Below are 13,135 nucleotides of genomic sequence, written 5' to 3'. Positions count from 1 at the left end.
AAGACTAGCCTCTTACTTCTTTTACAATCTCTACAGCTTCTTTTGTCATTGCCTCAATCTTATCGAACTCTCCAGCCTCTACAAGACTTCCTTTTACCATCCAGCTTCCGCCACATGCAAGAATCTTGTCATATGCAAGATATTCTTTTACATTTGTCGCATTGATTCCACCTGTAGGCATGAATTTCAGTCCTGTATATGGAGCTGCCATAGCTTTGATCATCTTCAGTCCGCCTGCTGGCTCTGCCGGGAAGAATTTTACAACTTCAAGACCATTCTCGATTGCCTGCTCAGCCTCGCTTGGAGTGCAGATTCCTGGTGTGATTGGAATATTCTTCTCTACACAGTATTTTACAATCTTAGGATTCAATCCTGGGCTTACGATAAATTTTGCTCCTGCTGCTACAGCACGGTCCACCTGCTCTGTTGTCAGAACTGTTCCGGCTCCAACAAGCATCTCTGGATATTTCTCAGACATGATACGGATTGACTCCTCTGCTGCATCTGTACGGAAAGTAACCTCTGCACATGGAAGTCCTCCATTGCAAAGAGCTTTTGCAAGTGGCTCTGCGTCCTTTGCATCATTTAATACAACGACTGGTACAATACCAATTTTCTGAATCTTCTCTAATACTTCATTCATGATCTTCTTCTCCTTCTTCTTTTTCAGTTTCATTATGCGAAACCTATTTTCATATTATGAAATCTCTTAATTCTGATTATACTCAAAGGACGCATAATGTCAAGAGTATTTCAAGTTTTCTAACTACCTCTTTATTATAATTCTAAGCTTATGTAAAAACAACCTGTTCTCATTTGTAAATCTATATCAGCTTGAATGCAATTCTACATTATGCAAAAAGGGCGCATGAAAAAACTTCCGTTTTTTCACACGCCCCTTCTCTTATCCATCATTTTCTTTATGATGTCGGGTGCAAAAGCCCCCAACTATGATACACACAGACTGCCTATCTTTCTTAGGCATTTTTCTACATATTTTTCTTATGCTCAGTATGCAGAAGCATGTGAGCTTTGTGAGACATCGGTGCCTCAAAGTACTCTTTGTACATCTGAATGACATCTGGATTCTCATGAGAGAATCTAAGGTTCGCATTGCGATCCAGATAATACAGGTTCTTTCCACGTTCAAATGCTCGCTCTTCGCCGTCGTGGATCGGCTGTCCGCCACCACCGACGCATCCTCCCGGACATGCCATAACTTCTACAAAGTCATAGTGCACTTCACCGGATTCGATCTTGCGAATCAATTCTCTTGTATTTCCAAGTCCGCTGACTACTGCAGTTCTCACTGTAATATCATTAATCTGGAAATTTGCTTCCTGAACGCCGTCATTTTCATTGAATCCCTGGCTTCTGACTGCTGTAAATGCCTCTGCCGGCGGATTCTCACCTTTGATGATATAGTAAGCCGACCGAAGTGCCGCCTCCATAACTCCACCGGTTGCACCGAAGATGACTCCAGCTCCGGTTCCCTCATGCATCGGGCGGTCACTCTCAACATCTACCAGTGTCTGTGGGCTGATATGTGCAGAACGGATCATTCGGATCAGCTCACGTGTGGTGATAACTGCATCAATATCATGTCCTGCATATTCTTCATAATAAAGATCCATCTCACGCTCTGCCTTCTTAGCCACACATGGCATAACAGATACAGTATAGATCTTCTCCGGACTTACGCCCAGCTTCTCTGCAAAATATGTCTTCATAACTGCACCGAACATCTGCTGTGGTGATTTTGCGGAAGACAGATATTTTACCAGATGTGGGAACTGACTCTTAATAAAGCGCACCCATCCCGGACAGCAGGAAGTGAACATCGGGCGGTCTTTTAATTCACCACTTGTAAATCTCTTTACGAATTCATTTCCCTCTTCCATAATCGTAAGATCCGCAGAAAATGTTGTATCAAATACATAGTTTATTCCCATTCTCTTGAGGGCATCTATGATTTTTCCAACTGTTGCATCTTCCGGTGCCAGTCCGAGTTCCTCTCCCCATGCTGCGCGGACAGCAGGTGCTACCTGAGCAACCACGATCTTATCCGGATCTTCAATTGCTTTCCATACTTCATTCGTATCACTTCTCTCGCGAAGTGCTCCGACAGGACAATGTGTAATGCACTGACCACAAAGTGCACAATCTGCCTCTCGGATAGAATTATGACCTGACACATTAACTGTTGTGTGATAACCGGTTCCCTCTACATCCCAGACACCAAGCCCCTGAACCTTGTCACACACCTGTACGCAACGCATACATTTGATACATTTTGCAGAATCACGAATCAGTGGAAATGTTTTATCCCATGGCTGGTGTTCCAGATACTGATGAAATGGAAGTTCTAAAATATCCAGATCATTTGCAATTTTCTGAAGACTGCAGTTGCCGCTTCTCATACAAGTTACACACTGACAGTCGTGCTCAGAAAGAATCAGTTCTACTGTTGTACGTCTGTCCTTTCTGACTTTCGGACTATTTGTATAAATGACCATACCTTCCTTGCAAATATTATTGCAGGCGGTGATCAGTCTATCCTTTCCTTCCAGCTCTACCACACACACGCGACAGGCGCCTATTTCATTGATGCCTTTGAGATAACAAAGACTCGGAATCTGAATACCAACGGATCTGGCAGCTTCCATAATTGTGGTATTCTCTTCTACTGAAATCTGTCTTCCATCTATTGTAAGATTTACCATAATTTTTCTCTGCCTCCTTTAAATATTCCATATCCGAAATGATCGCAGCGCAGACAGCGGCAGGCTTCCTGTTTTGCTTCTTTTTCGGTCATGCAGTTCTCCACTCCTTCAAAATCACAGACTCTCTCACATGCCTCGCGCTCTGTAAGTTCTACACGTCCACAAGGTACTCTGTCGTGAAGGCTTGCTTTCGGGATCTCTACATCACAGGAAATCTCATGATGATATCCAAGATATTCATCAATGTTGGCAGCTACAACTTTTGCTGCTGCAATCGCTTTGATTACAGTAGCCGGACCACTTGCACAGTCTCCTCCTGCAAATACGCCTGGCATATCCAGGAAATCTCCTCCTGCAGTCGTCACGATCTTGCCGCGCTCTACTGGAATTCCTGCTTCTTCGAAATGGTCTGTCTCAATATTCTGACCAATTGCCACAACAAGGATATCACATGGAATATACTGATCTGGCTCTCCTGTTGCTTTTACACTTGCACGTCCGCCTTTGATCTCGCTGATCATCTGCGGTGTCACATACATTCCTTTAATGTGATGATTCTCATCAATATCCAGAGATGCCGGGGCCTTCAGAGTCTGTACTTCAATTCCCTCTGCAATTGCCCCTTCAATCTCTGCCGGAAGGGCTGTCATATCTGCAACTCTTCTTCTATATACAATGCTGACTTTCTTAGCACCCAGTCTTTTGGCTGTACGGACTGCATCCATAGATACATTACCGCCACCGACAACTGCGACTTCTTTTCCAGTCAGGTCAAGTGCTTCGTCTTTTCCTACATCTCTTAAGAACTGTACTGCTGAGATGACTCCGTCTGCATCTTCGCCTTCCAGTCCCAGCTTCTTATCTGTACTTGCTCCAATTGTGATCAGAACCGCATCGTACTCACTGCGAAGCTGCTGAATTGTAATATCTTCACCGATCTTAAGACCGTATTTTACTTCTACTCCTGTTTTCAGGATTGCATTGATATCCTCGTCCAGACGATTTTTCGGAAGTCTGTAGTTTGGAATACCATAGCGGAGCATACCTCCAAGCTTTGGAAGCATCTCATATACCGTTGTCTGATGTCCCATAAGCTGCAGATAATAAGCTGCACTGAGTCCTCCCGGACCTCCTCCTAATACAGCAATTTTCTTACCTGTGCTTGGTGCACATTTTGGCGGCTCTACTTCCCCTGCAAAGTCTGCTGCCACTCGTTTCAGGCCACGGATATTAATGGAATCATCAATCATGTTACGACGGCATCTTGCTTCACATGGATGCTCACAGATAAATCCACATGTTGTTGGGAACGGATTATCCTTACGGATCAGACGGATCGCATCTGCATAGCGTCCTTCCCCAACTAACGCTACATATCCTGGAATATCAACATGTGCAGGACATAAGGATACACATGGTACCGGCTGATTATATGTACAGGTACAGCGTCCGTTCTTGATATGCTCGATATAATCATCGCGATATCCGATCAGTCCCTTATATACCATATGTGCTGCCTCATATCCGATCGCACAGTCGGCAGACTCCATAATGGACTTCGCTGTCTGCTCCATAATATCAAGTGTCTCCATTGTTGCGTTGCCGTTCAGTACCTTTCTGATCAGGTGATTCAACTGACCAAGACCGACACGGCAAGGTACACATTTTCCACAAGTCTGAGCATGGCATAACTCCAAAAATGCGCGAGACAAGTCTACTGGACATAATCCCGGCGGACTTGATTCGATTCTGCGCTCAAGATCCTTGTAGAGCTGCTCCATAACAAGGTCTGCCCTGCTAGGAGTATCGATCGTTAATCTACTCATTTTTTTATTCCTTCCCTCTCTACCGATTGTTTTTAGAACAAGTAACGGTCATATTGTAACATTTGGATAAATTTTTGTAAATACTTTTATCCAAATTAGTCACAATGCTATTTTTTTATCAATAGCAACGTCTTTTCTATAGTTTCTTTTTATAAACGTCCTTATATTTTCTAAATATAATTTAGTTAGTTTCATTTAAAACCCGTCCCAATTTTATCAATCCTGTGAAACATATATCTTTCCTTGTGGTTTTAAATTTCAAATGCTATAATTAACCAAAAGAAACGCCTATAAGCGCGCTTGTTTATAGATAAATACAACACGAGGTGATACAAATGAACACAGGCTGCCTGATACTGGCAGGAGGAAAAAGCCGTCGGATGGGATATCGGAAATCCTCTCTGAGACTTAATGGAACAACATTTCTCGACAAACTGATTTTTGAACTACGCGATTTTCCTGAGATTCTGGTTTCAGTCGATGATGCCGCCCGGCATCCGGAAATCCCTTATTCAATGATTGATGACCGATATTCAGACTGTGGTCCTATGAGCGGACTTTACAGTGCCTTATCTGTCTGCAAGTCGAATGCGCTGCTCGTTCTCCCCTGTGACGTTCCTCTTTTTACCGGAGCACTGGCTCATCACCTTCAGGAAGTCATGGAGCATTCTGATACTGATGCACTTATCTGTGTCACGGCAGATGAACGGATCCATCCTCTGTGTGGTATTTATTGCAAGAGCTGCATTCCTGCATTGGAAAGGTGCTTAAACAACGGAAATCTGCGGATCATGGATGCCTTGAATGACTTAAAAGTTCATTTTTATCATGTAGAAGAAGATTCCTGGCAGCTACAGAATATCAATACACCAGAGGAATACCAAAAGCTGACTGCCAAAAGCTACCTGGCCATTTCCGGATTTAAAAATTCCGGAAAAACCACTTTAATTGAACGATTGATTCCAGAGCTGATCCACAGGGGACTTAAAGTCGCCACAGTCAAACATGACGGACATTCTTTCGAACCTGATTCTCCCGGAACAGACAGTTATCGATTCTGGCAGGCAGGTGTGAGTGCTTCCATCGTCTATGACAACGACAAATATTCCGTTGTAAAGCGGGAACCTTTACAGGAAGCTGCAATTGCGGGGCTTGTCGGTGATGCCGATCTTATTCTTTTAGAAGGCTTCAAATGGAGTGATTATCCAAAGCTTATATTATTGGCTGGAAGTGATGAACAAAATAAAAGCTTACTTGCTTCTGGCTCCAATTGCATCTCCTATATCACTGCTGATTCTTCAGCCGGACAGTTGATACAAGATACGCCCGTTTACTGTCGGGATAATATTGAAGCTATTGCCGACTGTATATTACAGCATTATCATAACGGAGATTTAAAACATTTATAAATAATTGATACATTTATATAAGGAAAACATACATATGAACATTCAGACTTTAAAAGAAGCATCTGACTGCCTCCTGAATCTGGCAAAACCAGAAACTCAGCCGACAGAGTACATTTTACTACAAGATGCTTTTGAACGAATTCTTGCAGAAGATATCACAGCCGGAATTCCGGTGCCTTCTTTTGCAAAAAGCGCATATGACGGATATGCACTTCGCCACGTTGACACAGCCGCTGCTTCACCGGAACATCCTGTGACTTTAGACGTTACCGAGGTAATTCCTGCCGGAAGTGTTCCGACCTGTCCAATCACAGAAGGAAAAGCTGCACGGATCATGACCGGCGCACCGGTTCCGGAAGGTGCCGATGCCATTATCATGCATGAGCGCACTTCCTTTACTGAGAATACGGTTACATTAACAGCGCCCGTTACCTCCGCGAACATCATTCCACCTGGAGAAGATGTTGCAGCCGGAACTTTGCTTGTTCCAAAAGGCAAAATTCTTACCGCTTCTGACCTGGCACTGATTGCCGGACAGGGCATAGCTGAAATCAGGGTCTATAAAAAGCTCTCCATCGGGCTTATTAGTACCGGAAGCGAACTTTTGAATACGGGTTCTCCTTTAGAATACGGTAAGATTTATAACACGAATCCATATCTTTTAGGCGGTTACATTCAAAAACATCATATGACTGCCAACTACCTTAACACGGTCAGTGATGATCTGGATTCCCTGTGTCAGGCTGTACTTGAAGCCCTTAAGACCAATGATATCGTAATCACGACAGGCGGTGTATCTGCCGGTGATTTCGACTATATGCCGGAAGTGATACGTCGTATTGGGGGCGACCTTCTCTTCCACCGATTAAAATTCAAACCGGGCGGTGCAATGCTTGGAGCTTTAAAAGACGGAAAAGTCATCCTCGGCTTATCTGGTAATCCGGGCGCTGCCGCAACAGGTCTGTTGTGTGTCGGCTTTCCATTTATGAGAAAACTCTCTGGAAGATCTGACATCACATTTTCACAGACAACTGCTTATCTTGGGGTCGATTTTAAAAAATCAAGTCCCGTGACAAGAATTTTAAAAGGTCATTCAGATTTCAGAAATGGTATGTTATATTTCATCCCACTTAGTAATCAGCACAATGGTTCTGTTTCTTCCATGAGCGATTGTGATCTGCTGGCCGTCATTCCTGCCGGAAGTGAACCTCTTGCGGCAGGCGACAAGCTTGAAGTCTATATATTATGATATCAGGGCAAACAGTCTTTTCACATAACTATTTGCCGGCATCATATATATTAGAAATAAAATTTTATGGGGAAGGGAGGAATTTGTTATGAATTCACCAAAAGAAATTGCTAACAATTACATTGCTATCGGAAAGGGGAAGGTAAACACTCCGGTCGCCAAGATGTTCGTTCTTGGAATACTGGCCGGAATCTTTATCGCATTTGGAGGCGTTGCTTCTACTGCAGCCGCTGTATCTATTCCGCTGGCATCTGTAGGCAAGTTTCTTGGAGCATGCATCTTCCCGGGAGGACTTACTATGGTACTCCTCGCTGGAAGTGAACTGTTCACAGGTAATTGTCTTCTAGTTATTCCGCTCTGCAAAAAAGAGATCACTCTTGGCGGAATGCTGAAGAACTGGGTAGTTGTATACCTTGGCAATATGGTCGGTGGAATTAGTGTTGCTGCAATCTGTGTATTCAGCCATCAGGCCGGTCTTTTTAACAACGGTCTTGCTGCTTCTATGATCAGTACTGCTGCCGGTAAGGTATCACTTTCCTTTGGCGATGCATTTCTTCGCGGAATTGCATGTAATTTCCTTGTATGTATCGCTGTATGGATTTCATTTGCTGCCAAGCAGGTGTCTTCCAAGATCATCGGATTGTTCTTTCCAATCATGATGTTCGTTTTATGTGGATTCGAGCATAGCGTAGCCAATATGTACTATATTGCTGCCGGTATTTTTGCTAAGGGAAATGCAGCATATCTTGAAGCTGCAACTGCTGCCGGCGCTGACGTATCTGGCCTTACATGGGGAGCTATGTTCACCAAAAATCTTCTTCCGGTAACGTTGGGGAACATTATCGGCGGAGCAGTTTTTGTAGGTCTTGCCTACTGGTTCGTTTACTTAAAAGACGACTAAAAAATCTTTATAATCTTTATTGAATTTAGAAAGGGAAAATTATGAGCAAATTATATCTTGCTGATCCGTCAGGTTATGACGTGAAAATGAATGAAATTTCAAGACATTTTTCTCATAAGGTTGAGGTTTATCCTCCTGGAAGCTGCCCAATTACTATGCAGATTTCTATGCTGCGTACGGCTGCAAACCAGACTTGTGGAAAATGTGTCCCATGCCGCGATGGTCTTCCACTTGTAGCACGTCTGATGCAGAAAGTGTTAGATGGCCGCGCAACCGAAAAAACATTAGACAATATTCGTATGATGGCTACAATGATCCGTTCATCTGCAGACTGTGCCATTGGCTGGAATGCTGCTGATGAGGTACTAAAAGGATTAACTCTGTTTGCAGAGGAGTACAGAAGTCATATTGAAAATAAAAAATGTCAGGAGTTCATTGGACAAAAAGTACCTTGTATCTCCTTATGTCCTGCACATGTAAATATTCCGGGATATATCGCATTAGTTGGTGAAGAGGATTACGCCGGAGCAATTAATCTGATCCGTAAAGACAATCCGTTCCCGACGGCCTGTGCCATGGTCTGTGAGCATCCTTGTGAGGAGCGTTGCAGAAGAAAGATGCTGGAATCACCGATCAACATCCGTGCACTGAAAAAATATGCGGTTGATATGATGCCGGTCGACAAAGTTGCTACACCAAAACCGAATCCTTCTACAGGAAAATCCATCGGTGTCATTGGTGGCGGCCCTGCCGGACTGACTGCTGCATACTTCTTAGCTCTTATGGGACATAAGATTGAAGTATATGAAACACATGATAAACTTGGCGGAATGCTCCGTTATGGTATTCCAAATTACCGTTTCCCAAAAGATCGTCTAGATGAAGATATCCGTGCGATCTTAAATAGCGGTGATATCCATGTTACATATAACACAACAATCGGAAAAGATATTCCTGTCAAAGATATTTACGAGAAACATGATGCAATTTTTGTTGGAATTGGTGCTCAGACAGGTAAGACACTTCGTATTGAAGGTGCTGACGCCGGAAATGTTGTATCTGCTGTAGATATTCTGGATCAGATTGGAAATGGAAATCTTCCTGATTACACTGGTAAAAGTGTTGTCGTTATCGGTGGTGGTAACGTTGCTATGGACTGTGCAAGAAGTGCTGTCAGATGTAGCGCTGAAGAAGTATCCATCATTTACCGTCGCCGCCAGAAAGACATGACTGCCCTGGAGTCCGAGATTGAGTCCGCAGTTATGGAAGGAATCGCACTTGTAACACTGCAGGCTCCGATCGAGATTACAAAAGATGAAAATGGTAACTGCAAATCTCTGATCACACAGCCACAGATGATCAGTGCTTATCGCGGATCCAGACCGGCACCAAAGGATGCTGCAAAAGAAAAACAGGAATTCAAAGCAGATGTTATCATGATTGCAGTTGGACAGGATATTGTATCCGCTCCATTTGAAGAGTTTGGTATCCCTGCAAAATGGAATATCCTTCAGGCCGGACTTGACACAGAAGTAAAAGAAGTCCCTGGTGTATTCACCGGTGGAGACTGTGCAACTGGTCCATCTACTGTAATTCGTGCAATCGCTGCCGGAAAAGTAGCTGCACACAATATTGATGAATATCTTGGTTACCACCACACACTTACTTGCGAAGCTGTTGTACCGGAACCAAAAGAAAATATGCGTGATCTTATGGGACGTACAGAGATTGGTGAGCGCCCGGCAAATATCCGCAAGAAAGATTTCGAACATGTAGAAGAGCTCTTAACACATGAAGAAGCTATGCAGGAAGCATGCCGCTGTCTGCGTTGTGACCACTTCGGATGTGGAGCTATGGTAGGAGGTAGAGACTTATGATTAATCTGACAATCGATGGCGTACAGATTGAAGCAAAAGAAGGTCAGTCAATCTTAAGCGCTGCAAGGGAGCATGGAATCCATATTCCTACACTTTGCTTCCTGGAAAAAATTAATGAAATTGGTTCCTGTCGTATCTGTGTCGTAGAAGTAGAAGGCATGAATAAACTTGTAACTGCCTGTAACACAAAAGTAAAACAGGGCATGAACATTACAACAGACAGCCCAGCTGTTATCGAATCCAGAAAGAACACTCTCCATCTCTTGATGGCTGAGCATAAAACAAACTGTTTCAAATGTATTAAAAATGGTGCCTGTGAGCTTCAGGCTATGGCACGCGAATATGGTATTGATGTGCCAAACTTTAAATCATCACACGGAGATGTACAGCATGAGCCATTTGACGCTCATCCATTCCTCTCCTACGACCCGGGTCTTTGTATCCAGTGCCAGCGTTGTATCAGCACTTGTGCAAAAGCGACCGGAAGACATGCTCTTTCTCTTGAGAGAAACGGTGCACGTGTATATGTAAAAGTACCGTTCGGCGAAGGCTGGGAGAATTCCTTATGCGAGTCTTGTGGAAACTGTGCTCAGGCATGTCCTACAGGTGCTCTTACGATTAAGAGAAGAAAAGATTATCGTGAATGGGAAGTTAAGAAAGTCCGCACAACCTGTCCGCACTGTGCTACAGGCTGTCAGATGGATCTGTACGTAAAAGACGGCAAAATCGTAGACGTGCAGGGTGCAGACGGTCCTTCCAACCACAATCTGCTCTGTGTCAAAGGACGTAGTGGTTCTTTCGACTTCGTAGACTGTGATGCAAGAATCCGTTATCCATTAATTAAGAACAAAGAAACTGGTGAATTTGAGCGTGCTACGTGGGATGAGGCTTTAAATCTCGTAGCTTCCAAATTCTCAGAAATCAGAAATCAATATGGAGGTGAGGCGCTGGCCGGATTTGCCTGCTCTCGTTCTACCAACGAAGACATTTACATGCTTCAGAAAATGGTAAGAACAGCGTTTAAGAGCAACAATACCGATAACTGCGCGCGCGTTTGACATGCTCCTACTGTTGCCGGATTGGCAACCACACTTGGCTCAGGAGCTATGACAAATACTATTTATGATATTACTCATGAATCTGATGCTATCCTCCTTGTAGGATCTAACCCGGAACATGCACATCCGGTTATCGGAATGCAGGTTCGTCAGGCCGTACAGCGCGGTGCTAAACTCATCGTAGTTGACCCACGTGATATCGACCTGTGTAAAGATGCTGATATCCATTTGAAATTAAAACCAGGTACAAACGTAGCGTTTGCAAATGGTATGATGCATATCTTCATTGAAGAAGACTTAATCGACCACAAATTCATCGAAGACCGTACAGAGAACTTCGAAGCTATGAAAGAAATGGTCAAAGATTATACACCTGAAAAAGTAGCAGAGATCTGTCAGATCGATGCAGATATGTTGAGAGAAGCTGCACGTATTTACGCAAAAGCTGATCGTGCGCCAATTATGTACTGTCTTGGTGTTACAGAGCATCATACTGGTACAGAAGGTGTTATGTCCCTGTCTAACATGGCTATGATGGTTGGTAAACTTGGAAAACCTGGATGTGGTGTTAACCCAATCCGTGGTCAGAACAATGTACAGGGAGCCTGCGATATGGGTGCTTCTCCGAACCAGTTCAGCGGATATCAGAACATCGACAAACCTGGAGTTCTTGAGAAATTTGAAAAAGCATGGGATACGAAGCTGAATCCGAATATTGGTACAAAAGCTACGGACTGCTTCCCTAAGATGATCAGTGGAGATATTAAAGGATTGTTTATCTTCGGAGAGGATCCGGTCAGAACAGATCCGAATACACATCACGTTATAAAATCTCTTGAGTCACTGGACTTCTTCGCAATTGATGAGCTGTTCATGACTGAGACTGCAAAACTTGCTGATGTTATTCTTCCGGGACGTTCTTATGCTGAAAAAGAAGGAACCTTCTCTAATACTGAGAGACGTGTACAGCGCGTCAGAAAGGCCGTAGAGATTGAAGGTGATACAAAGCCTGATACTTGGATCTTCACTGAGATCATGCGTCGTATGGGCTATCCACAGCCTCATCTGACACCTGCACAGATTATGGATGAAATTGCATCTGTAACTCCTTCATTTGCCGGTATCAGCCATGAAAGACTGGACAGCGAAGAAGTAAACGGACAGGGACTTCAGTGGCCATGTACATCAAAAGATCACCCTGGAACACCAATTATGCACGTAGGAAAATTTGCAAGAGGTCTTGGATATTTCAGACCAGCTGCATACACACCTTCTATGGAGCTTCCAGATGAGGAATATCCTCTGATCATGATGACAGGACGTATTCTCTATCATTACAATGCATGTGCTATGACTGATAAGACAGAAGGGATCAATCAGATTGCCGGCGAGTCCTTTATCGAGTTAAACACAGAAGATGCACAAAAGCTTGGCGTTGAAGACGGAGAGATGGTTTCCATTTCTTCCAGACGTGGAACGATTCAGGCAAAAGCTACCGTATCCTACAAGACAAATCCTGGTGAATGCTGGATGCCTTTCCACTATATCGAAGGTGGTGCAAACTGGCTGACAAGCGATGCACTGGATTCCATCTCAAGTACACCAGAGTACAAAGTATGTACGGTTAAAGTTGAGAAGATTACAGCGTAAATAAGACGGAATACTTATAAGCAAATACATGCCTTTGCGCTCCGAGTACAGAACATTTCGATGAGCTAATAAGCGTGTCAATCGTGTACAGCAATGGCTTACACGATTGACATTATCTCATCTCCATTGTACTCAAGTCGCACATAGGCATGTATTTTGCTTTGTATTCCTGTTTATTGACTGGCTGTTGAAGTTTTATTTACCCTGCAATAAATAAAAAGATGTAATGAAGCTATTCACGTTAGCAATCATGGAAGTTCTTACTGAACATGATTGCTTGTTCTACGGCTCATGGAAACGTCCAGTGCTTGGAGTGTAAGTATAAGCGATGGAGCTCCTTCTATCGTAAACTACAAGACAACATATCTTATTTGCAAATTATCAAACATTTTATTTTCATAGAAATTACAAAAAGCTGCCATGTTTTCACATGACAGCTTTA

General features: G+C 43.5%; 8 protein-coding genes. 5 read left to right on the top strand and 3 right to left on the bottom strand.

Going from position 1 to position 13,135, the window contains the following annotated elements:
* Window positions 1-4 precede the first annotated feature (4 nt).
* From LI164_RS04090 to LI164_RS04080, 3 genes are all read right to left on the bottom strand, one after another.
* A complete protein-coding gene (locus LI164_RS04090; RefSeq protein WP_022279208.1) occupies window positions 5-643 on the bottom strand; it encodes a bifunctional 4-hydroxy-2-oxoglutarate aldolase/2-dehydro-3-deoxy-phosphogluconate aldolase in 639 nt (212 codons plus the stop codon).
* A 346-nt stretch (window positions 644-989) separates the two neighbouring features.
* Window positions 990-2,723 (bottom strand): [FeFe] hydrogenase, group A, encoded by a 1,734-nt coding sequence (locus tag LI164_RS04085; protein WP_117980524.1) that lies wholly within the window; start codon window positions 2,721-2,723, stop codon window positions 990-992.
* Window positions 2,717-4,549: an NAD(P)-binding protein gene (locus LI164_RS04080; protein WP_227086751.1), complete on the bottom strand. Its 1,833-nt coding sequence runs from the start codon at window positions 4,547-4,549 to the stop codon at window positions 2,717-2,719. The genes LI164_RS04085 and LI164_RS04080 overlap by 7 nt, the downstream gene beginning before the upstream one ends.
* 335 nt (window positions 4,550-4,884) lie before the next feature.
* Between LI164_RS04080 and mobB the strand changes: the two genes are divergently transcribed.
* From mobB to fdhF, 5 genes are all read left to right on the top strand, one after another.
* Window positions 4,885-5,958 carry a molybdopterin-guanine dinucleotide biosynthesis protein B gene (gene mobB / locus LI164_RS04075; RefSeq protein WP_227086750.1) on the top strand — a complete coding sequence of 358 codons (1,074 nt, stop codon included), beginning with the start codon at window positions 4,885-4,887 and terminating at the stop codon, window positions 5,956-5,958.
* Window positions 5,959-5,992: 34 nt separating this feature from the next.
* A complete protein-coding gene (locus tag LI164_RS04070) occupies window positions 5,993-7,207 on the top strand; it encodes a molybdopterin molybdotransferase MoeA (RefSeq protein WP_227086749.1) in 1,215 nt (404 codons plus the stop codon).
* Between the two features lie 88 nt (window positions 7,208-7,295).
* Complete coding sequence (locus LI164_RS04065) at window positions 7,296-8,108, top strand: formate/nitrite transporter family protein (RefSeq protein ID WP_227086748.1); 813 nt, start codon at window positions 7,296-7,298, stop codon at window positions 8,106-8,108.
* Between the two features lie 41 nt (window positions 8,109-8,149).
* Window positions 8,150-9,985: an NAD(P)-binding protein gene (locus LI164_RS04060; protein WP_227086747.1), complete on the top strand. Its 1,836-nt coding sequence runs from the start codon at window positions 8,150-8,152 to the stop codon at window positions 9,983-9,985.
* A complete protein-coding gene (fdhF, locus tag LI164_RS04055) occupies window positions 9,982-12,693 on the top strand; it encodes a formate dehydrogenase subunit alpha (protein ID WP_227086746.1) in 2,712 nt (903 codons plus the stop codon). Before LI164_RS04060 ends, fdhF begins: the two co-directional genes overlap by 4 nt.
* Window positions 12,694-13,135 lie beyond the last annotated feature (442 nt).

It is taken from the genome of Dorea sp. 210702-DFI.3.125 (assembly GCF_020560945.1).
Lineage (GTDB): Bacteria > Bacillota > Clostridia > Lachnospirales > Lachnospiraceae > Dorea > Dorea formicigenerans.
The sequence above is the reverse complement of the archived record's forward strand: the minus strand, read 5'-3'. Positions and strand labels throughout refer to the sequence as shown.

Coding starts and splice junctions, on each gene's coding strand:
- LI164_RS04090 (WP_022279208.1), bottom strand. CDS start 643: ATGAATGAAGTATTAGAGAAGATTCAGAAAATTGGTATTGTACCAGTC.
- LI164_RS04085 (WP_117980524.1), bottom strand. CDS start 2,723: ATGGTAAATCTTACAATAGATGGAAGACAGATTTCAGTAGAAGAGAAT.
- LI164_RS04080 (WP_227086751.1), bottom strand. CDS start 4,549: ATGAGTAGATTAACGATCGATACTCCTAGCAGGGCAGACCTTGTTATG.
- mobB (WP_227086750.1), top strand. CDS start 4,885: ATGAACACAGGCTGCCTGATACTGGCAGGAGGAAAAAGCCGTCGGATG.
- LI164_RS04070 (WP_227086749.1), top strand. CDS start 5,993: ATGAACATTCAGACTTTAAAAGAAGCATCTGACTGCCTCCTGAATCTG.
- LI164_RS04065 (WP_227086748.1), top strand. CDS start 7,296: ATGAATTCACCAAAAGAAATTGCTAACAATTACATTGCTATCGGAAAG.
- LI164_RS04060 (WP_227086747.1), top strand. CDS start 8,150: ATGAGCAAATTATATCTTGCTGATCCGTCAGGTTATGACGTGAAAATG.